Raw genomic sequence first — 21936 nt, 5'->3', positions numbered from 1 at the left:
CCTCTTTCAGAGAGTGGTTCTGACTGGTCTTCGATGGGATGCGACCGGCTATCGGAGCGCCGCCAGGGCGCGCCGGTCGACTTTTCCGCTCGGTGTGCGCGGAAACTCGTGGTCCATGGGGACGTAGGCCGACGGGAGCATGTACTCCGGCAGGAGGTCGGCCAGCTCCTTTTGCAGGGTCGCCGCCGGCGGTGCCGGGTGCGTGCTGGGCCGGTAGTAGGCGACGAGCCGGGTGTCGCCCACGTCTGACGACCGGGCGATCACGACGGCGTCGGCGATGCCGTCGAGCGAGCGGATCCTGGCTTCGACCTCTCCGAGTTCGACTCGGTAGCCGCGGATCTTGACCATGCCGTCCCGGCGGCCGAGGAACTCGATCTGGCCGTCCGGGAGGTACCGCGCCATGTCGCCGGTGCGGTACAGGGTCCCCGCACCGTCCTCCAGGGGATGCGGGACGAACTTCTCCGCCGTCAGGTCGGCGCGTCCCCAGTACCCCTGGGACACCGGCGGGCCTGCGACGCACAGCTCGCCGACCACTCCGGCCGGCTGGGGACGCAGCCGCTCGTCGAGGATGTACACCTCGGCGCCGTTGATCGGATAGCCGATGGTGGGCATGAGGGGCCAGCCGGCCGGGTCGCCGTCCAGGCGCAGCGAGCTCACGCTGTGCGTCTCCGTGGGGCCGTACTGGTTGAAGAGCACGGCATCGTCGAGCCGGCCGAAGAACTCGCGGATGGCCGGAGTCACATGGAGTTGCTCGCCGGCGGTGACGCATTCGCGCAGCGCCGGGGCGGGCAGGTCCATCGCGGTGGCGTAGAAGGCGATGCTCTGCAGCGCCACGAAGGGAAGGAAGATGCGCATCACGCGCTGCTGGTCGATGACCTCCAGCAGGGCGTCGTAGTCCGTGCGCTGCTCGGCGTCGATGATGACCAGGGTGCCGCCGGTGGACCAGGTGCTGAAGAACTCCAGGAACGAGGCGTCGAAGCTCAGCGCCGAGAACTGCAGGGTGCGGTCTCCGGGGCCGGCCGCCGAATCCTGGCACTGCCACCGCACCAGCCCGGCGACGGGGTGGTGCGGCATGGCCACGCCCTTGGGCAGTCCCGTGGAGCCGGAGGTGTACATGAGGTAGGCCAGGTCGTCCGGCCCGGTCTCGGGCAGGCTCGTGTCCGCGGGGCCGTGCGCCGCCTCTTGGGCCCACTGCTCCGGCTGGAGCACGTGCACGGACCGGGGTACGGCGCACCTCTCGCGCAAGGACGGCTGGGTGAGCAGGGTGTGCAGGCCGCTGTCCTCGATCATGTAGGCGAGGCGGTCGGCCGGATAGGCCGGGTCCAACGGCACGTACGGGGAGCCCGACTTGAGTACGGCGAGGACCGCGACGGCCATGTCCAGGCTGCGGTCCATCAGGATGCCCACGGGCCGGCCGGTCGCACCGGTGCAGATCAGCTGGTGGGCGAGCCGGTCGGCGGCGGTGCCCAGTTCCTCGTACGTCAGCTGCCGGTCGTGCCAGACGGCGGCGGGTGCGTCGGGTGTGCGCCGGCGTTGGGCCTCGAAGGCCACGTGCACCGGCGGCGGGGGGTCGGCGGGGCGCGTGGCCCGGGCCCAGGTCCGGGTCACCAGCTCGGTTTCGTCCGCGGTGAGCAGCGGCGCCTCGGCCAGCGGCAGGTCGGGGTCGGCGACCGCGGCGGCGAGCAGGGTGCGGAACCGGTCGGCGATCCGCCGGGCGGTGGCCGGGTCGTAGAGGTCGGTGGCGTAGTCGAGGAACCCGCGGAAGGAGCCGTCCTCGGCCGAGAGGTCGAAACACAGGTCGAACTTGGCCGTGCCGGGGTGGACGGACAGCCGTTCGGCCGTGACGCCCGGCAGTTCCAGGCCGGGTTCCGGCGAGTCGTTGACCTGGACGACCGTCTGGAACAGGGGGAACCTGCCGAGTTGTTCGGCTGTGACGGTCCGTCGGACCAGCTCGCCGAAGGCGACGTCGCGGTGCCGGAGCATGCCGAGGGCTTCGGAGCGGACCGACCGGACGAGTTCGCGGAACGATCCGTCGGCGTCCACGTCGATCCGCAGCGGCATGAGGTCGCTCAGGCAGCCCATGACGGAGTCGAGGTTCGCGTTCCCGCGACGGGAGACGGGTGTTCCGACGACGATGTCGTCGCCGGCGCCGTGGCGGTGCAGCAGGGCGGTGACCGCGGCCGTGAAGACGGTGAACGGCGTGGTGCGGGTGGCGCGGGCGAGCCGGCGCACGCCGCCGGCGACGTCTTCGTCGAGGCGGAAGGCGATGCGCGCCCCGTCCGTGCCCAGCTCCTGGGGGCGGGGCCGGTCGGGAGGGATCGTGCAGGTCTCCGGCACGTTCGCCAGGCGTGCGGTCCAGTGGCGCAGATCGTCCTCGCTCAGGGGGGTCTCGCGCTGGGCGTCCGCGTGGGCACCGAGCTGCGGGGGCGGCGGGGCCGCGCCGGGAGTGGCCGATGTGGTGTCCGGTCGGCTGCGGGCCCGGTAGAGCCGGCTGAACTCCCGGTCCAGGAGGGACAGCGACCAGTCGTCGATGACCAGGTGGTGTATCAGGACGGCCAGCACCCAGTCGTCGTCCGCGAGGCGCAGCAGCACCGGCCGGAGCGGGCCGTCGGCCGGGTCGAGCGGCTGCGCCGCCAGTGCCGCGAGCCGTTCGTCGAGCTCGCCCTCGGGGCAGTCCGCTCGGAGCAGGGGGCGGCAGGACCGCTCCTCGACGCGCTGGACCGGGATCCCGTCCTCCATGAGGAACCGGCTGCGCAGGGACTCGTGCCGGTGGATGACGTCATCGAGCGCGCCCTCGGCCGCGACCGGGTCGACGTCGCCGCGCAGGCGGTGCGCCCACAGCACCGTGTAGCACGAACGGCTCTCGGAGAGCGCGTCGTTGATCCATATCGCCTCTTGCTCGCGGGTCAGCCGGTGGGTGGCGGATCCGGTGCGGGTGCCGGTGCCGGTGCCGGTGCCGGTGGGACCGCTGTCGGCCGCAAGGGTCATGATTCGCTCCGTTCGATGGGGCGGACGGACCGGTGCTCGGCGCGCCGGCCGCCGTGCGGGCCGTCGGCGCCGCTGGCGCGAGGCCGTGCTCTCCAGCGCGGCGCGGTCCAGCTTTCCGTTCGGGGTGAGGGGGAGGTCTTTCAGGGCGGAGGTGACCGTGGGGACCAGGTAGTCCGGCAGCACGGCCGCCAGGTGCTCGTGCACGTGGAGGGGGTCGTGGCCTTCGCCGGGCTCTGCGGCGGCCTGCTGCGCGTCTTCGTCGGCGCAGGTGTAGAACAGGGCGATCCCGGTGACGGCGCCGTCCGCGGCGCGCAGCGGCACCACCGCCGCGGAGCGCACGCCGGCCACGGACGCGGCGGCGGTTTCGATCTCGGCGGCCTCCACACGGTGGCCACGGATCTTGAGCTGCCGGTCCGTACGCCCCCGGAAGTGCAGCGTGCCCGTCTCGTCGAGGTAGCCGAAGTCGCCCGTACGGTAGGCGCGCACGGTCGTTCCGGGCAGCTCGACGGGGACGAAGGCGCGTGCGGTCGGCCCGGGTTCGTCGAGGTACCCGAGGGCCAGCCCCTCCCCCGCCACGTGGATCTCGCCCGCCTGGCCGGCCGGGCAGGGGCGTCCGTGCGGGTCGAGGACGAGCACCTCGGTGTGGGGAACCGGGGTGCCCAGCGGGATCCCGTCCGCGCGGTCGCAGTCCTCGGGCCGTACCGCGCGGGATGTGGTGTGCATACAGCTCTCGGCCGGCCCGTAGCCGTTGACCAGGGTGATGCCGGGGTGGCGGGCCAGGAACGCCGAGGCGTGCGCGGGTGACATGCGCTCGCCGCCCGCGTAGACCTGCCGCAGTCCGGTGAAGCAGTCCGGGTCCTCGTCCACGAAGAGGTGGAACAGTGTCGTGGTCAGGCGCAGGGTGGTGGCGCCCTGGTCGGCGACCATGCGCCGCAGCGTCTGCGGCAGCAGGTGGTCGCCGTCCGTCAGCACCGAGGTGCCTCCGGTCATGAGCTGCCCGAAGAGTTCGTACGCGTACATGTCCCACCACGGCGGTGCCGCCTGGGGCATGACGTTGCCCCGGCCGAATCCGACCGGCCCGCCGTCGCGGAAGATGCGTGTGATCGCCCGGTGGGGCAGCACGACGCCCTTCGGCCTGCCGGTCGTACCGGACGTGAAGATCACCGCGGCGGGGTCCGCCGGAGAGGGGTGCCCCATGGGCGCCTGACGTGTGCCTTCCGAGGCCGCCCGGTGCGGATCCTCTCGCGGTGTCCACACCACGTGCGGGTGGTCGAGGGGGACCGGGCCGTCGGCGACGACGACGGCCGGGTTGCCCAGCATGCCCAGCACCTGCCGCAGCCTGGCGGCCGGCCAGCGGCCGTCCAGGCTGGTGTGGGCGGCGCCGAGCCGCAGGACGGCCAGCTGCACGGCGACGAGTTCCGGCGAGCGCGGCAGCAGCAGCGGCACGATGGCGCCCGGGCCCACGCCGCGCTCGGCGAGCTCGGCGGCGTAGTGGCCCGCCGCCGCGTGCAGTGTCGCGTAGTCGATGCGCGTGTCGCGGTGGATCAGGGCGATGGCGTCCGGGGTGGCCCGCGCGTGCCGGGCCACCGCGTGGTGGACCAGCGACGCGTCGAGGGACGGCTCAGGCACGGCTGCCCTCCGATGCGTCGGAGAGCAGGGCGATCAGATCGGCCAGGACGTCGTACTCCAGGACGTCGACCGGCTCGATGGCGCGGCCGGTGGCCTTCTCCAGGCGGACGCACAGGCTGATGGCCTGGAGGGAGGTACCGCCGAAATCGTAGAAGCTGTCGTCCAGTCCGACGCGGTCGATCCCGAGCACCTCGGCGAAGACGGCGGCCACGGTGGCTTCGAACCCGCCGTCCGGTTCCCGGTAGTCGGCCTCGCACATCTCCTCCCGCCGCTGCCGGGGCGGCCGGGTGTCCGGAGCCGCCCCGGGGCGGACCGGGGCGCTCACGCGCTCACCTGTTCCCGGATCGCGGTGGCCAGGTCCTGCACGGTCCGGTGCCGCATGATGAGGCGGACCTGCAGGCGGGCGCCGAGGCGGCCGCTGAGGCTGACCATCACCCTCACCGCGGTCAGGGAGTTGGCGCCGTGGACCGACAGGAAGGCGTCGTCGTCGCCGAATTCGGCGTGTCCGAGCACCTCCTCCCAGGTCTCCCGGACGGCGGCCTGGAAGTCGGCCTGCGTCGCGGGCATGGCGTTCTGCGGATGTGTCATGGGTACGTGTTCTCCTTTTGCGGTTCAGGTCCGGCCGAGCGCGGCCTCGGGAGCGGCGAGCCTGCCGCTGCGCTGGTGGAAGAAGCCGACCTGCCCGAGGACCAGCAGGACGTTGGCGCCGAGCAGGGCGAGCCACAGGGCGGTCAGGCCGCCCTGGGCCGAGAGCGGCACGGCGGCCAGGGCCAGCAGGCCGTAGCAGACGGCGAAGGCGATCAGGCTGGGCACCGTGTTCCTGATCGCGATGAGCCCGAAGCCGAACACCGCCTGCAGCGCGTCCGTGACCACCACCAGGAGCACCAGGGGAATCAGGGCCAGCACCTGGTGCCGTGCTGCGGGGTCGTGGGTGAAGAGGGACAGGACGGGCCCCCGCAGCACCGCCAGGACACATCCCAGGAGGACCACCGCGCCCAGGGCCGTCTTGGCTCCGGCGCGTACTCCGGCGCGCAGCCCGCGGACGTCCTTGGTCTTCAGGTAGGGAGCCATCAGCGGGATGGTGGCCTGGCCGATGGCGACGGCTGCCGTGAACATGAGGCTGACCAGGGACACGGCGATGCTGTGTGCGGCCGCGCTGACGGTGCCCACCCGTGCGGCGGCGATGGCCAGCACGCCGAGGACGGCGAACTTGATGAGTACGGTCGCGGCGAGCGGCAGGCCGACGCCGGCCAGTTCGAGCACGGCGCGGGGGCGCGGGCGGCCGAGGGTGAGCCGATGCCCGGCCAGGATGGTGGACCGGCGGAGCCCCCAGTGCGCGACCACCGCGCTGATGAGGCTGGACACCAGCATGGCGACTCCCGCACCGGGCAGCCCGAATCCGTCGAACGGGCCGACGCCGTTCACCAGCGTCAGGGAGAGCAGTACGGCCGCGGCGGTGCCGGTCGTCCCGGCCCGCATCACGAGCTTGGACCGGCCGAGGCCCACCAGGGTGGACGTGGCCGAGTTGCCGACGGCGGCCACCAGCACGCTCGCCGCCAGCAGGACGGGGAGTGGGCCGAGCGCCGACAGCGTCTCCTGCGGGACGCCGGAGGCCAGGCCGATGAGCGGCACCGCGCAGACGGCCGCGGCGCCCAGCAGCCCGGTGACGATGCCGAGCCAGATGCCGTTGCGCACCACCGGCACGAGGGCGTCGGGGTCGTCGTCGTGGGCGGCCACGAAGGGCATCACTCCGCGCATGGCGCCGGCGACGGTCGCGGTGGCCGGGGTGTAGACGGCCATGGTGAGGGCGAACGCGGCCAGGGAGGCGGTGGCGTGCCGGCCGAGCATGGCGGTGTCCACCAGGCCGGCCGCGGAGGAGGCGACCATGGTCAGGTAGAGCGGCAGGGCTGCCGTGATGGTGCGTCTGACCAGCCCGCGGTCACCGGCACCGGAGGCCGCGGCGGCCTGCGGGGTCAGGCCCATGACGCTCCCTGCCGCGCGGCCTGATGCGGTGCCGCGCGCCGTGCCGCCGCGTGCACGTCCCGCGTCCATCGCGCACCGAATTCCTCGGGCCGGTCGAAAAGATAGAAATGGCCGCCCGGCCACGAGCGGAATTCGGCACCCACCGATGAATATCCGGCCCATGGGGACACCAGATCGCTCCCCGCCATCGGGTCATCCTCTCCGTAATAAACGGCGAGCGGAACGCCGAGAATGCCCGAGGGTTCTGCCGTGTAATTCCACAAGAGGTCCAGGTCCACCCGGAGGACGTCGGTCAGATACTCCATGAGTTCCGGTTCGCGGAATGCTTCGGGAGGGGTTCCCCCGAGGTCGCGCAGGAATCCGGCGAGGTCCTCCCGCGTCCGCAGGCCGCCGAATCCGTCGCGCACGTCCCGTACGTGCGGAGCCGGGCTCGACGAGGCGCCCAACAGGACGGGCGGGATGCCGAGCCTCTCCAGTTCCCGTGCGAGCTCGTAGGCGACCAGGGCGCCCATACTGTGCCCGAACAGGGCATAAGGCCTGGCCAGTTCTCCCGTCAGCTCACCGGTCAGTTCTGCGGTCAGGGCCGGCAGCAGGAGCGAGACCAGCTCCGCCATGGTGGCGGGGACGGGGGCCGCGGCCACCGAGCCCCGGCCGGGCAGTTCGAGCGCGAGCAGCCGCCAGCCGTCCGGGAGGGAGTCGCGCAACGGCATGAAGCTCATGGCGGAGCCGCCGGCGTGATGCACGAGAACGAGCGTGAATTCCTCTTCCCCGGTCGCGCCGCGGTATGCCCCCGGGCCGTTCCTCAGATCCCTCAGAAAAGCCGTGGAGGGCTTTGTCCTGGCGCCGGAGGGCCGGTAATGTACTCTACCGTCAAAGCGCGTTTTATGCATCACTTTCCCTTGAGCAGGAGACTGCCGTGAGTCGACTTGCATTTGTATTTCCGGGCCAGGGTTCGCAGGTTCCCGGAATGGGATCCGAACTCCTGGAGCGGTATCCCGAGCTGGCGCGTCCGTACTTCGACACCGCGGACGAGGTGCTGGGCATACCGCTGAGCCGCCTGTGCTTCGAAGGCGACGCCGAGGAGCTGCGGGACACGTCCGTGACCCAGCCCGCCGTCTACGTCGTCAGCCTGGTGGCCGCGGCGGTTCTGCGGGAGAAGGGGGTCAGGCCGTCGGTGGTGGCCGGGCACAGCCTCGGCGAGTACACGGCGCTGGTGTGCGCCGGAGTGCTCGACTGGGTCGACGGCCTCAAGCTGGTCCGCCGGCGCGGCCTGCTCATGGCGGAGGTGAACCGGCGTACCCCCGGGCGCATGGCGGCCGTCATCGGACTGCCCGCCGCACGGATCCGCGAGCTGTGCGAGGAGGTCTCCGGGGCACGGCAACGGGTCGTCGAGGTGGCCAACTACAACTCCGCCCAGCAGACGGTCGTGTCCGGCGATGCCGACGGCGTGGCCGAGGTCTCGCGCCGGGCGCTGGAGGAAGGCGCGAGCCACGCGAAGGAGCTCAGCGTCGGAGCCCCCTTCCACTGCTCCCTGATGGCGGATGTCGCCGCGGAGTTCGGCGAGCACCTCGCCGCCACCGCCTTCAGCACTCCGGACGTCCCCGTGGTGGCCAACGTGACGGCTTCCTACGTGCATTCGGGACAGGAGGCCCGCGCCCTGCTCGCCGAGCAGCTCGCCGCCCCGGTGCGCTGGCACGAGACACTGGGCCTGCTCGGCCGCGAGGAGGTGTCCGCGTTCGTCGAGCCCGGCCCGGGACGCGTACTGAGCAACCTCAGCCGTTCCGTGCATCCGGCCGTCCCCGCGATGCCCGCGGGGACCGGCCGCCAGATCGACCGTGCGGTGGAGAAGCTGAGCGGGGTTCTGGTGTGACGGGCCCGCGGTGGGCGCCCCGGTGCGGGGCGCCCACCGCGGGCGGCGCGCGGTCCGGTGCGCCGTGCCGACGGGATGCTCGGCGGCGGTCATGCGCCGGCTCCTCGCGGGTCGAGCGAGCCGGCGGTCGCCTCCGGTTCGAAGACGAGGCCGTACAGGGCCTGCCGGTACAGGTCGAGCAGCCGGTCGTCGCCGGTCGCCGCGTCATGGCGCAGCAGGGCCCGGAAGGAACTCTGGCTGTCGACGACCGTCAGGTGCAGCCGCCGGCCGGGGGCCAGCGGATCGGGCCCCACCTCGCGCAGCGTTCCCGTCCCGAAGCGCAGTGGCTCGTCGTCCCGGGCGTAGTTGAACACCACGTCCAGGTCGTCGAAGGCCGCGAGATCGGAGTGCTCCGCGGCGAGATCCGCGTACGGCACCGCGCTCACCGACAGCACCTCGTCGACGGCCTGCCGCGCCTCGTCCAGGATCCGGCCGAGCGGGCGGTCGCCCGATACCACCAGGGGCATCGGCACGATGTTGGCGAACGCGCCCACCGATCCGTCGAGCCCCCGCTGGAAGCGTCCGTCGAGCGGTATCGCCGGGCACACCGCGTCCGTTGCTCCCATCCGGCCCAGCGCCACCGCGAGCGCGGTCAGGTGCAGGGTGAACGGGGTGGTCCGCTGCTGCGCGCAGCGCGCCCGGAGCGCCGTCTGGAGGATCGCGTCCGGTGCCCAGGTCCGGCGGCCGGGTTCCCGGACCGGGTGGGGAGCGCGTCGCGGGGCTCCGGAGAGCGGGGCGAGCAGGCGCCGCCACAGTCCGACGGCCTCCGTTCGCCGGGTGCTGCCCGGCAGGGTGTTGCGCCATGCCAGATAGCGCAGGAACCCGTCGTCCGTCGCGCGCGGCGCCGCCGTCCGCGTGTAGGCCTCGTCCAGCGTGCGGCACAGGTTGTCGAGCCCTCGGCCGTCGAGCGCCAGCAGGTGCACGGTGACGGCGAGCAGGCCGGCGCCGTCGGGCCCGTCGACGGTGGAGACGCGTACGAGCGGGCCGGTGCGCGGGTCGATCGGCTCGGCCTGGCCGCGCTCGTACAGCCAGTCCACCAGCCGTTCGGAGGGAACGTCCTGCGGCGGACGGCGCCGCACGACGGCGTCGGCGACGACCGCGGCCGTGTCCGCCGGCTCGGCCCGGTGTGGTTCCGCGACGCGCAGGCGCAGCGCGGGCTGCCGTTCCAGCAGCACGGCGACGGCGTCCCGCAACCGCTCCGGGTCCAGCTGCCGGCCGGTGTCGTACACGGCGGTCTTCTGCCGGTCCGGTCCCGGACGGTCGGCGAGGGCGGCCAGGCCCGGTGGCAGGGCGATCGTCGCGGGGGCCGGAGGCAGTTCCTCGTCGGGGTGCGCGGCGCCGAGCCTCCGGCGCCCCGCTACCAGGCCTGCGACGTCCCGGGCGGTGCCGCATTCGTAGAAGTCGGCGATGGACAGGCGCACTTCGAGGTCTTCGCGCACCAGGTGGACCAGCCGGGTGGCCAGCAGCGAATGCCCGCCGGCGTGGAAGAAGTCGTCGTCGGGTCCGAGGCCGGGCTGGTCGAGCACCTGCCGGAACGCCTCCAGGACACGCCCCAGTACCTCGTGACCGTGCTCGTACTCGTGCTCGTGCTCGGCCTCGTGAGGCGGTGCCTGCTCCGGCCTCGGGTCCCGCGTGCCGGCCTGGGGAGCGGCCGTGCCGGGGGGCGGGAGCAGGGCGTGGTCCACCTTTCCGTTGGCGTTGACCGGCAGCCGGTCCACCACGGTGAAGGTGGAGGGCACCAGCGCCGGAGGCAGGACCCCGGCCAGGCGCCCGCGCGTACGCGCGCCGATCGCCTCGGCCCCGGGAACCGGGACCAGGTAGGCGTCGATGCGCCGGTCGCCCTCGGTGCCGCGCACGACCAGCGCCACGTCCGCGATGTCGGCGTCCTCGCGGATCACCACCTCGATCTCGCCCGGCTCCACCCGGTATCCGCGGATCTTGACCTGCTGGTCGTGGCGGCCGAGGAACTCCACGTCGCCCTGGGGCAGCAGACGCGCCCGGTCCCCGCTGCGGTACTGCCTCTCCCCGTCGGCGGAGACGGTGAACCGCGCCTCGGTCAGCCCGGGTTCGTCCAGGTAGCCGGTGGCCACGCACGGTCCGCCGATGACCAGTTCGCCGACGGATCCCCACGGCACGGCCCGCAGTCCGTCGGAGCTCTCCAGCCCCAGCGTGACGTTCTGGATCGGACGGCCGATCGGCGCGTACCGCGGCCAGTCCCGCGGCGGGCCCGAGAAGGTGTAGGAGGTGACGACGTGGGTCTCGGCGGGACCGTAGTTGTTGATCAGCCGGCAGCCGTCCAGCTTCTCGAAGAACGCCGACATCGACGCGCTGAGCCGGAGCTGCTCACCCGTGGTGGCGATCTCCTTCAACGAGGCGAAGGGGGCGGGGTCCTGCTCGAAGCGGGTGGCCAGGGCGTGCGCCAACGACACCGGCAGGATCGCCTTCTGCACCTGGTGGCGACGGACGAACTCGGCGAGCGCGTCGTGGTCGTGGCGGGTCTCCTCGTCGGCCACGTGGATCGATCCGCCGGAGCACAGGGCGGCGAAGGTCTCGTGGAAGGCCGCGTCGAAGCCGAAGGAGGCGAACTGCAGCCAGCGCCTCGCCTCGGTGTAGCCGTCGGTCTCCCAGTGGATCAGGTTGGCCAGCGCACCGTGGGGAAAGTGGATGCCCTTGGGGCGGCCGGTGGTGCCGCTGGTGTAGGTGAGGTAGGCGCCGACCGACGGGGCGACCCGGTCGCCGGGGGCGGAGCCGTCCGGCGCCGGTATCGCGGACACCGCCGGGAGGACGATCCGTCGTACGCCCTCGGGGACGAAGTCCGCGTCCTCCGCCGCGTCGCACAGCACCAGGCGGGTACCGCAGTGCTCGGCGATGGCGGCGAGCCGGGGGCGCGGGTGGCTCTGGTCGAAGGGCACCGGGGTGGCGCCGGCGCGCAGCACGCCCAGCAGGGCGACGATCATCCGGGCGTCGCGCGGCAGGGCGATGCCGACCGGGTCTCCGATGCCGATCCCGTGCGAGGTCAGGAGGCCTGCGACGCCTGCGGACAGGCGTGCCAGCTCGCGGTAGGTGAGCGTCTGCCGGCCGTCGCTCACCGCCTCCCGCTCCGGGTGGCGTGCGGCATGCTCCAGGAAGACCGCGTGCACGGGCAGGTCCGGAACCGGCACCCGGGGGCCGGTCAGCGCCGCCGCCGTGCGCAGGGCCTGGGCCGGGCGCTCGGCGGGGACGGCGTCGACGGCGGTGTCGGGTGTGCGGGTGAGGGTTTCCAGCAGGAAGGCGAACGACTCCCGCCACGCGTCGACCGTCCGGCGGCTGAAGCGGTCGGTGTCGTAGATGAAGCGGCCGCCGATGGTGCCGTCCTCGGTCCACCAGTCCAGGGACAGTTCGTAGGGGCTGGTGGCGCGGTCGAAGGGCAGCGGCCTGACGTCGACTCCCGTCGGCGGGGATGCGGTCATGCTTCCCGGGTGCAGCAGGTTGAACAGCGCCTGGAAGACCGGGGAGGCCTCACCGCGTCCGTCCGGTCCGCGGACGGCGTCCCGCGCCATGACCTCGTACGGCAGTTCCTGGTGGTCCATGGCACCGGTCACGCGCCGGGCCGTCTCCCGCAGCAGGGAACGGAACGACTGACCGGCCGAGATCGTGCTCCGGATCGGAAGCGTATTGACGAAGTTGCCGATGAGGTCGCGGGTCTCGGGACGGTGGCGGCCCGAGACCGGGCAGCCGACCACGAGGTCCCGCTGGTCGGAGAGCGAGGCCAGCAGCACGGAGAACGCGGTGAGGACCACCACGAACGGTGTCGTCGACTCCTCGGCGGCGAGGGTGTGCACGGACTGCGCGGTCTGCGGCGGCAGGGTGAAGTTGAGCTTGTCGCCCCGGTAGCTGCGCCGGGCACCGCGCGGACGGTCTCCGGAGAGTTCCAGGGGCGCGGGCAGGTCGGCCAGCTCCCGGCTCCAGAAGGCGCGCTGCCGGTCCGCGTCCGCCGTGGTGAGCCAGTCGGCCTCGGCCCTCGCGTGCTGGGCCGCGAGGGTCGCGATGGCCGGCAGGCCGGGTGCGCCGTCACCGGTACGGCCCTGGTAGAGGGCGTACAGATCGCGCAGGAGGATCCCGATGGACGTGGCGTCGGCCACGAGGTGGTGCAGGGCGAGGGCCAGGACGGTCCGGTCGGGGCCCATGCGGAACAGCCGGACGGCGCACAGGGGGGCGCGGTCGGTGGGGATGGTGGTGTCCAGCAGCGAGGCGATCGCCTCGCGCAGGGCGTCGTCGTCGGCCACGTCCTCCTCGACGACGTCCGCCTGTGCCTGCTCCTCGACCACCTGGAGGGGGGTGCCGCCGGTGGTACGGAACACCGTGCGCAGGGTTTCGTGACGGGCGACGAGATCGGCCAGTGCCAGCCGCAGCGCGCCGCGGTCCACGGGGCCGCGCAGGTCGGCGAGCACGGGCACGTTGTACGCCTCGGCGGCTCCCTCGAACTCGCTGAGGAAGAGGAACGCCTCCTGGATGGAGGTGGCCGGTGCCGGTCCGGCGTCCTCGGCCGCGACGGCGGGTGCCGGAGCGGCGGCGGACGCGCCGGCACCGGTGGCGGGCGGCGCCGTCATGGCGGCGAGCCGGGCCAGCCCCGCGGGGGTCGGTTCCTGCATGAAGGAGCCGAGCGGGATCCTCCTCCCCCAGTGCTGCCGCGCCTGGGCCACGATGCGGGTGGCGAGCAGCGAGTCACCGCCGAGGGAGAACAGATCGGCCGCGGGGTCGATGTCGCTCCTGCCGGTGGCCTGGGCGAAGATCCGCCGAGCCGTCTGTTCGAGGCGGTCGGCGCCCTGTTCGTCGGCGCCGTGTCCATCGGGGCCGTGTCCGTCGGCGCTGTGCCCGTCGGGGCCGGCGGGGAGCTCGACGGCGGGGGCCGCGGCGCCCGTCGCGGGCCGCGCCTCCAGCCAGTGGCGCCCGCGCTGGAACGGATAGCGGGGCGCCTGCGTGAACCGGCGGGAGCCGTCGGCCGGCGCGAGCCGTTCCGAGTCCTCGACCAGTCCCGCCACCCAGGCCTGTCCCAGTGCGGCCGTCAGGGCTTCGCCGCCCGGCCGGACGTCCTTGGGGACCGTGAGCGCGACCGCTTCGGGGAACACCGAAGGCATCGGCGGCGCCGGTTCGGCGACCGGAACCGGGTTCAGGAGCACCGGAACCCTCGGTGGCAGCGTGCGCTGCCCGGGAGCGGCGGGGGCGTCGCCGAACACCGCGCTCGCGTCGGGCGTCCGGCCCGCCGGGCACAGTTCGGCTCCGTCGGCGTCGTACCAGGGGATCGTCGCGGCACGCAGCGCCACACCGGCCAGCGCCTGCGCGGGATCGGCTCCCCGGGCCAGGGCCGCCACGATCGCGGGCGCGTCCGCCTCGGCCACCACGCCGCTGATCACGGCGGCCGCCGGCCGGTTCCCGGTGGTGGCGACGACCGCGCCGGGGCGTACGCCGTGCTCGGCCCACAGCGCGGCGCAGGCGAGCGCCGTCACCGCGGCCGCGGCCCTGGGAGCCGTCCGCCGCAGGTGGGCCAGCGGGTCGGCGTCCGCCGCCGGCGCGGGTGCGCAGTGTGCGGTCAGCCGCCGCACCTGCTCCGCGAAGGCCGGCCGGCTCTCCAGCAGCGCCGACAGGGCCTCGCCCGGCAGGACCTCGTCGGTGAGGGTGAACGCCGGTGCCCGTCCGGCCAGTTCCGGATCCGGGAGCTGGGCGTCCAGCAGCACCGGCTCACCGTCTCCGCGCCAGAGCAGACCGCGGCGCAGGGGGTGCGGGGTCCGGCGGGCGGTCAGGGTGAAGGCGACGTCACGGGCGTCGTCCGGCGTGCTCGCGTCGACCCGGGCCCGCACCGCGTCCTCCAGGGCGTCCAGTGCGGCGGTGGACCGGGCGGAGAAGAGCAGCAGGTGCCGGGGCTCGGCGGCCGGCTGCCCGACCGCGGGCCGGTCGGTGGCGTCCGGGGCCTCCTCGACCAGCAGGTCGGTGGCGTCCGGGGCCTCCTCGACCAGCAGATGAACGTTGGTGCCGCCCACGCCGAGCGAGCTGACGCCGGCGAGCAGGGGCCGCGGCCCGGTCCACGGCCGCAACCCCGTGTTGACCCGGAAGGGCGAGGCCTCGAAGTCGATGTGCGGGTTGAGCCGTTCGCAGCCCAGCGTGGCGGGGAGCTGCCGGTGACGCAGCGAGAGCACCACCTTGATCAGGCCGGCGATGCCGGAGGCCGAGTCGAGGTGGCCGATGTTGGACTTCACCGAGCCGATGGCGCAGTGGCCCACGGAGTCCGTGGTCCGCCGGAACGCCTCGGTGAGCGCGCCGACCTCGATGGGGTCGCCGAGCGGAGTGCCGGTGGCGTGCGCCTCGACGTAGGAGATCCGGTCCGCCGTGACCCCCGCCAGTTCGTGTACCTCGGCGATGAGTTCGGCCTGCCCCTGCACGCTGGGCGCCGTGTATCCGCTCTTGCGGGCGCCGTCGTTGTTGAGCCCGCCGCCGCGGATGACCGCGAGGATGCGGTCGCCGTCCGCCAGCGCCTCGTCGAGCCGGCGCAGGACGACCATGCCGGCGCCGCTGGAGAACACCGTCCCCGCGGCGTCCGCCGAGAAGGGCCGGCAGCGGCCGTCGGGCGAGGAGATGCCGCCCTCGACGTGCGCGTAGCCGACGTCCGTCGGGTTGATCGCGGCGCCGCCGACGAGTACCGCGTCCGTCTCGTAGTCCATCAGCGCCCGGCACGCGTGGTGCACCGCGGCGAGGCTGGAGGAGCACGCGCAGTCCACCGCGAGGCTGGGCCCGGTGAGTCCGAGGCGGTAGGAGAGCTGGGTGGCCGTGTACCCGCGGTCGTTGCCCATCAGGACCCGGTGGAAGCCGAGCGGCTCGATGGCCTCGGGGTGCGCCAGGACGTTCTGCAGGAGGTAGTCGGAGATGTTGACGCCGAGGTAGACGCCGATGCGGCCGGGGAACGACGCCGGTACGAGCCCGGCGTCCTCCAGGGCGTGTACGGCGGTTTCCAGCAGGAACCGCTGCTGGGGGTCGGTGACGGCGGCCTCCGCCGGGGACATCCCGAAGTAGTCGGCGTCGAACAGCGAGGGATCGGCGAAGGTCTTGCGCACCGCGACGTAGGAGGGGTCGGACAGCGCCCAGGCGCGGCCCGCCCGGCGCAGGTCCGCCTCCGGCACCTCCTCGCGGGGGTCGACGCCCTCGCGCAGGAGGTCCCAGAACTCCTCGGCCGACTCGGCGCCCGGGAAGCGGCAGGCCAGGCCGGTGATGGCGATGGCCGGCACGTCGTCGGACAGCTCGGCGGCTTCGGTCATTTCACGCTCTCCATCTGATCAGCGGGTGGGGGTCGGGGCGGGGCCGGGCCGCCGCGGGGCGGCCCGGGGCGGGTCGGATCAGCCGGCCCTTTCCCGGCGCCGCTGCGCCGCCTGCCGCATGCGCTCCCGTCGGCCGCCGGCGCCGCCCGTGTCCGCGGGAACGCGGGACCGCGGGACACCGCCGGGGGCGCTCTCCGCGCGGTCGGCGATGTGCGCCGCGTACGCACGGACGCTGGGGTAGCTGAAGAAGTCGATGACGCGCGCCTCGGGGTGGACGTGCTCGCGCACCTCCGCCAGCAGCTGTACGACCAGCAGGGAGGAGCCGCCGGACTCGAAGAAGTCGTCGGTGACCCGCAGGCCGTCGACGCCGAGGACGCCGCTCCAGATCTCCAGCAGCCGCTGTTCCAGCACGTGGGCCGGCTGCGCCGTGGCGTCGTCGGGGCGCTCCAGCGGTACGACGGGCAGTGCGGCGCGGTCGACCTTGCCGCCGGTGGTGGTGGGCAGGCGCGTGATCGCGGCGAACGCCGACGGCACCATGACGGCCGGCAGCCGCTCGGATACGGCCGAGCGCAGCGTCGCCTCGTCGAGCACCGCGCCGGGCCGGGGCACGTAGTGGGCGACCAGCACCTGCTGCGCGCCGTCGCCCTGGGGCACCACGGCGCACTGGGTGACGCCGGGGACGGCGTTGACCGCCTGTTCGACGTCCTCCAGCTCGATCCGGTGCCCGCGCAGCTTGATCTGGTTGTCCAGGCGTCCGGAGAGTTCCACGGAGCCGTCCGGCAGCAGCCGGGCCAGGTCCCCGGTCCGGTAGACCGGCCCGTCCGGGTGCAGATCGGGGCGCAGCGGGAACCGCTCGGACGTGAGCTCCGGCTTGCCGACGTACCCCCGGGCCACTCCGGCGCCGCCGATCACGAGTTCGCCGTACATGCCGACGGGCAGCGCGTTGAGCCGGGCGTCGGTGACGTACAGGGCGGTGTTGTGCAGCGGCCGGCCGACGAGGACGCGTTCGGGGCTGTCGGGCAGCTCCCAGGAACTGGACCAGACGGTGGTCTCCGTGGGGCCGTACATGTTCACCACGCGCGGGATGCCGAGCGCCTTGAGCCTGCGCGCCAGCGTCAGGTCGAGCGGCTCGCCGCCGACCATCAGGATCTTCAGCGTGCCGAGGGCCTCGGCGGCGCGGGGCAGCATGAGGACGGTGCGCAGGAGGGTGGGGGTGGCCTGCATCGCGGTCGCGCCGGAGGCCAGGATCAGGTCGGGGACGGCCACGGGCCCGGCCGGCTCCGCGCCGGCCGTGGAGCGGCGCAGGGTCTCCAGGTTCTCGGCGAGCACGACCGGTATGCCCCGGGCCAGCGTCCACAGCAGCTCGACCACGGCGATGTCGAAGGTGACCGCGGTGACGGACAGCCATACGGTGGCGTCGGCGGGCCGGATGACGTCGTCGAGGGCGGTGAAGAGGTTGGCGAGGTTGGCGTGCGTGACCTCGACGCCCTTGGGCACGCCGGTCGAGCCGGACGTGAAGATGACGTACGCCGACCCGGTCGTGGGGCGGGGTGGCGGATCGCCGGCCGGGGTGTGCAGCAGCTCGGCCGCGGCCAGGCGGGGGCCGCCGAAACCGGGGCAGGCCGCGCGGTAGGCGTCGTCGGCGATGAGCGCGGTGCAGTCGGCTGTCTCCACCATCGCCTCCAGCCGGCTCGCCGGTGCGGAGCCGTCCAGCGGCACGTACACCAGCCCCGCCGACATCACGCCGAGCAGTACCGCCACCAGTTCGGGGGTCCGCGGCATGAGGACGCCCACGCGCCGGCCGGGCCGGAGACCGGCGGCGCGCAGCCCCGCCGCGACGGACGCGGCGCGACGCGCCAGGTCGCCGCGGGTCAGGGTGGTGCTGCGGAAGGTCAGGGCCGGCTGCTGGGGGTCTTCGGCCAGCCGAGCCAGGATGTCCTCGTGGACGGGGCGGTCCGGGACCGGCCGGGCCGTCGCGGCGTTCCACCCTTCGACCAGGCCTGCGCTCTCGGCGTCGAGGAGCCCCAGTTCCGCCAGCGGGCGGTCCGGCACCCGGCACATGCCGTCGAGCAGGCCGCGGTAGGCGGCGACGAACCGCCGGGCCTCGTCCTCGGTGAACTGCCGGTCGCTGTAGGTGAGCAGGCCGCGCAGGCCGTCCTCGTGCTGGCTGAGGCGGAACATGACGTCGTACTGGGTGGAGTACGTCGGCACGTCCACGGGGGTGCTGCGCACGCCCGGCAGGTCGAAGTCGGTGTCGGGGAACGTCTGGAACAGGAACACGGTCTGGAAGACCGGGGTGTGCGCCGCCTCGCGCCGCGGTGCGACGGCCTGGACGACCTGCTCGAAGGGGAGTTCCCGGTGGGCGAAGGCCTCGTGTACCGCACGCCTGGCCGAGGCCAGGTACGCGCGGGTGGTCTGGCGCTCGTCCACGCGCGTCCGCACCGGGACGAGGTTGAAGAAGAGGCCCATGGCCCGTTCCAGGTCGGCGTGCGGACGGTTCGCCAGGGGCGTGCCCACCACGACGTCTTCGCTGCGCGACAGCCGTGAGAGCAGCAGGGCGTACGCCGAGACCAGCACGGTGAAGGGGGTGGTGCCGGTCTCGGCGCACAGGGTGCGGACCCGCTCCAGCAGATCCTCGTCGTAGCGGATCTCCAGAGCCGATCCGCTGTATCCGGGGGTCGTCCCGTGACTCCGGCCGGGCATCAGGTCGAGCGCCGCAGGCGGATCGGCCAGTGTCCGGCGCCAGAAGTCGCGCTGCCGTTCGGCCGCCGGGCCGGCCAGCCAGCGCTCTTCCCAGTGGGCGAAGTCGGCGTACTGGAGGGGGAGTTCCGCGAGCTCGGGGCGGCGGCCGGCCACCCGGGCGCGGTACAGCTCCGCGAGCTCGCGTTTGAGGATGCCGGTCGACCACCCGTCCGAGACGGCGTGGTGCTGGGTGACGAGGAAGATCCACTGCTGGGGGCCGGTGCCGATCAGGTCGAACCGGCTCAGCGGGGCACGGGACAGGTCGAAGCGGTGCGAGACGAGGGTGCGTACGAGGGCGTCCGCGTCGTCGGGGGCGGCCACGTGCTCGTGGAAGGGTGCGGGGCACTCCGGTGTGATCGTCTGGACCAGCACGCCCTCGCTCCGGGAGAGCGCCGTGCGCAGGATCTCGTGCCGTGCGACCAGTTCCCCGGCCGCCCAGCGCAGGGCCGCGACATCGAGATCGCCGTGCAGTTCCACGGCGAAGTACATGTTGTAGACGGGCGGGCCGTCGTCGGCGAGCTGCTCGCTCAGCCACATCTGCTGCTGGGCCCGGGAGGCGGGGATGCGGTCCGAGCGGTCGGCGCGGGTGACGGGCAGCGTGCGTTCGGCGTCCTCGCGCCGCTGTTCGCGCAGGAACCGCAGGATGGCGTCGCGGTGGTCGCGCAGGGTCTGCTTCAACTCGTCGGTCAGCGCTTGGGTGGGGCCGGTGACGGACAGCCTGCCGTCCCGCTCTTCCAGCCGTACCCCGAGGTCCGCGAGCTGCCGGAGTATGCCGGTCGTGGTCGTCACAGCTCGAAGCTCCCTGTCGAGTCGGCACTGTGATGTGCGGTCAGCTTGCTGTACAGCTCGGCGGACGCCCGCTGCTCACGCACGAGCTCGGCCATGCCTTCGGGTGTTTCGGCGTCCAGCAGGTCGCCGAGGGGGACGCTGACGCCGAGGCGGTCCCGCAGCCGGGCCACGATCTGGGCGGCCACCAGTGAATGTCCGCCCAGCTCGAAGAAGTCGGAGTCGGGTTCGATGTCCGGCTCGCCGAGCACGGACCGCCAGATGTCCATGACGACGGCGGACACGTCCTCCTGCGCACCTGCGGCCGGCGCGGCCGCGGGCTCGGAATCCGGCTCGGACTCGGGCTCGGGATCCGGGAGGGCCGCGGCCACGGCCGCGCCCGGGGCCGTGATCGCCCAGTGCCGCCGCGCGTCGAAGGGGTAGAGGGGCAGGGCGACCGTGCGCCCGGACCCGCCGCGCAGCCGGGCCCAGTCGAGGTCGGCTCCGCGCTCCCAGCACCACGCGGCCAGCTCCAGCCAGTCCTTCCACGAGGCCAGCGCGCCCATGAGGTCCGCGGCGTCCCCCGGCAGGGCGGCCGGTTCGCCGTCCATGACGGACGTCTGCGCCACGTCGAGGAAGTGGTCGACGGACGGCGCGGTTCCTGCGGGCACCGTCTCGCCCAGGCTGAGCGAGCGCAGGGCGTTCTCCGTACGGGCGGGCGGATGCGCCCGCAGGTCGTCCTCCATGGCGGCCAGGTGCCGCTCGCACGCGCTCAGGTCGCCGCCGCCGTGGACGACGGCCCGGATGGCCTCGTGCCGTACGGCGCACCGCAGGGCGACGTCGTGGTCCAGCGCACCGGCGTGGGCCGCCGCGAGGTACTCCCCCGACCCGTGGGCCGTGAGCGTGCCGACCCGCACGCCGAGGGCCGCGAGTTCTTCCAGAGCGGCGTATCCCAGCAGGAAGGCGCGCTCGGTCGCTTCTGGACGGTCCTGGGCCGTGGCGAACGCGGGTATCCGGTCGGTCAGGGACGGCTCGGGGCGTACGGCGGAGCCGAGGTCGACGGCTATCTGGAGCGGTCCGGCGGGGACGGGGTCCGCCTCCTCCTTCAGCAGTGCCGCGAGTTCGGGCAGCGAGCGGGCGACCCAGGCGCGCCGCAGTTCGCGCGGCATGCGGCCGTCCTGGAGCGTACGGGCGACGTCCGCGCCCGCCCCGTCACCACCGGCGCTCACGGCGTCGGCGAGGCTCTCCCGCAGTCCGTGGAAGGCGGTGGCCGTGCGCGCCGAGAGCGGGAACACCTGTGGGGCGGCGCCGTCGGTGCCGCCCGGTTCGGGGGCGGTGCCGTGGTGGCCGACCACGACGTGGGCGTTGGTGCCGCCCACGCCGAGCGCGGACACGGCGGCGTACCGCGGCAGCCCGTTCTCCGGCCAGGGGCGGCGCCGGGTGTTGACGTAGAGTCCGCTGCCTTCCACATCGGCCGACGGGAGCAGTTCGCGGTGGCCGACCGTCGCCGGAATGACGCCTTCGCGCACGGTGAGAACGGCCTTGATGAGTCCGGCCATGCCCGCGGCCGTGTCCAGGTGCCCGATGGACGACTTCACGGCGCCGATCGCGCACGGGTCGTCCACGCCGAGCCGCTCGCGTGCTTCGCGCAGAGCGGCGATTTCGACGGGGTCCCCGAGCGGCGTGCCGGTGCCGTGTGCCTCCACGTAGCCGATGGCGCGGGGATCGACCCCGGCGTCGGCGACGGCCGCGAGTATGACGTCGCGCTGTCCGGCGACGCTGGGCGCGGCGAAGCTCTGGCGGTCGGAGCCGTCGTTGTTGACGGCCGTGCCGTGCAGCACCGCGTGGACGCGGTCCCCGTCCCTGAGCGCGGCGGCCAGCGGCCTGAGGACGACGACGCCGACCCCGCTGCCCGGCACCGTCCCGTTCGCGGCGCGGTCGAAGGGACGCAGCGCGCCGTCGGGGGACAGGACCGCGCTCTCCTGGGAGACGTAGCCGTGCTCGTGCGGCAGCTGTACGGACACCGCGCCGGCCAGGGCGACGTCGCAGTCACCCGCCAGCAGGCTCTGCCGGGCGAGGTGTACGGCGGTCAGCCCGGTGGAGCACAGGGTGTTCACGAAGACGCTCGGGCCGCGCAGGTCGAGGTGGTAGGAGACGCGCAGGGGCAGCATCGCCGACGCGTCCGACATCCTGCGGTGACTGCCCGCGGCCTCGTCCGGTTCCGGCAGCAGCCGGCCGTACTGGTTCTCGCCGCTGCCGCAGAACACGCCGATGCGCCGTCCCGCGGCGCGGCCCGCCCAGCCCGCGTCCTCCAGGGCGTGCACGGCTTCCTCCAGGAACAGCCGGTGCTGCGGGTCCATCGTCTCGGCCTCGGCCGGCGCGATGCCGAAGAAGGAGGAGTCGAAGTGTTCGACACCGTCGACGGCGCCCGAGACCGCGACGTATCCCCGGCGGGTGTAGCGGTCCTGCGGCACGCCCTTGGACCGGAGGCCGGATTCGTCGAGCGGGTCCAGGAATTGGGCTCCGTCCAGCAGGTTCGACCAGTAGCGGTCGACGTCCCGCGCTCCGGGCAAGCGGCATGCCATGCCGATCACGGCGATGGCATCGTCCGGGTTCTGCACGCTCACGGGGTTC

The 21936-nt window shown here is 73.6% G+C and carries 9 protein-coding genes; 1 reads left to right on the top strand and 8 read right to left on the bottom strand.

The genetic code is table 11. The annotated features are described in order from the left end of the window. Window positions 1–48 precede the first annotated feature (48 nt). From ACZ4TG_RS24905 to ACZ4TG_RS24885, 5 genes are read right to left on the bottom strand one after another with little or no spacing between them, the layout of a single operon-like run. Window positions 49–4617, bottom strand: a complete 4569-nt coding sequence (locus tag ACZ4TG_RS24905) for an amino acid adenylation domain-containing protein (RefSeq protein ID WP_468166440.1) — start codon at window positions 4615–4617, stop codon at window positions 49–51. Further along, the gene (locus ACZ4TG_RS24900; RefSeq protein ID WP_468166438.1) at window positions 4610–4942 is read right to left on the bottom strand and encodes a phosphopantetheine-binding protein; all 333 of its coding nucleotides are present in this window, start codon (window positions 4940–4942) and stop codon (window positions 4610–4612) included. Before ACZ4TG_RS24900 ends, ACZ4TG_RS24905 begins: the two co-directional genes overlap by 8 nt. Beyond that, window positions 4939–5205, bottom strand: a complete 267-nt coding sequence (locus tag ACZ4TG_RS24895) for an acyl carrier protein (RefSeq protein WP_468166436.1) — start codon at window positions 5203–5205, stop codon at window positions 4939–4941. Before ACZ4TG_RS24895 ends, ACZ4TG_RS24900 begins: the two co-directional genes overlap by 4 nt. 24 nt (window positions 5206–5229) lie before the next feature. Continuing rightward, on the bottom strand, window positions 5230–6600 hold the full coding sequence (locus ACZ4TG_RS24890; RefSeq protein ID WP_468166434.1) for an MATE family efflux transporter: 1371 nt from the start codon (window positions 6598–6600) through the stop codon (window positions 5230–5232). Next, window positions 6591–7490, bottom strand: coding sequence for a thioesterase II family protein (locus tag ACZ4TG_RS24885; protein WP_468166432.1), 900 nt, complete (start codon window positions 7488–7490; stop codon window positions 6591–6593). Before ACZ4TG_RS24885 ends, ACZ4TG_RS24890 begins: the two co-directional genes overlap by 10 nt. Before the next feature lie 26 nt (window positions 7491–7516). Between ACZ4TG_RS24885 and fabD the strand changes: the two genes are divergently transcribed. Next, complete coding sequence (gene fabD, locus ACZ4TG_RS24880; RefSeq protein ID WP_468166430.1) at window positions 7517–8470, top strand: ACP S-malonyltransferase; 954 nt, start codon at window positions 7517–7519, stop codon at window positions 8468–8470. Between the two features lie 89 nt (window positions 8471–8559). Here fabD and ACZ4TG_RS24875 read toward each other — a convergent pair whose 3' ends face one another. From ACZ4TG_RS24875 to ACZ4TG_RS24865, 3 genes are all read right to left on the bottom strand, one after another. Further along, window positions 8560–15795, bottom strand: coding sequence for a hybrid non-ribosomal peptide synthetase/type I polyketide synthase (locus ACZ4TG_RS24875; protein WP_468166428.1), 7236 nt, complete (start codon window positions 15793–15795; stop codon window positions 8560–8562). A gap of 78 nt (window positions 15796–15873) precedes the next feature. After that, on the bottom strand, window positions 15874–19326 hold the full coding sequence (locus ACZ4TG_RS24870; RefSeq protein ID WP_468166426.1) for a non-ribosomal peptide synthetase: 3453 nt from the start codon (window positions 19324–19326) through the stop codon (window positions 15874–15876). Continuing rightward, window positions 19323–21929: a beta-ketoacyl synthase N-terminal-like domain-containing protein gene (locus ACZ4TG_RS24865; protein WP_468166424.1), complete on the bottom strand. Its 2607-nt coding sequence runs from the start codon at window positions 21927–21929 to the stop codon at window positions 19323–19325. Before ACZ4TG_RS24865 ends, ACZ4TG_RS24870 begins: the two co-directional genes overlap by 4 nt. Window positions 21930–21936 lie beyond the last annotated feature (7 nt).

This window comes from Streptomyces sp. NPDC028314 (genome assembly GCF_055565795.1).
This window is presented reverse-complemented; position numbering and strand designations above follow the sequence as displayed.

Excerpts from the sequence above, each read along its gene's own strand:
- ACZ4TG_RS24885 (WP_468166432.1), bottom strand. The coding sequence starts at position 7,490 with ATGCATAAAACGCGCTTTGACGGTAGAGTACATTACCGGCCCTCCGGC.
- ACZ4TG_RS24895 (WP_468166436.1), bottom strand. The coding sequence starts at position 5,205 with ATGACACATCCGCAGAACGCCATGCCCGCGACGCAGGCCGACTTCCAG.
- ACZ4TG_RS24890 (WP_468166434.1), bottom strand. The coding sequence starts at position 6,600 with ATGGGCCTGACCCCGCAGGCCGCCGCGGCCTCCGGTGCCGGTGACCGC.
- ACZ4TG_RS24875 (WP_468166428.1), bottom strand. The coding sequence starts at position 15,795 with ATGACCGAAGCCGCCGAGCTGTCCGACGACGTGCCGGCCATCGCCATC.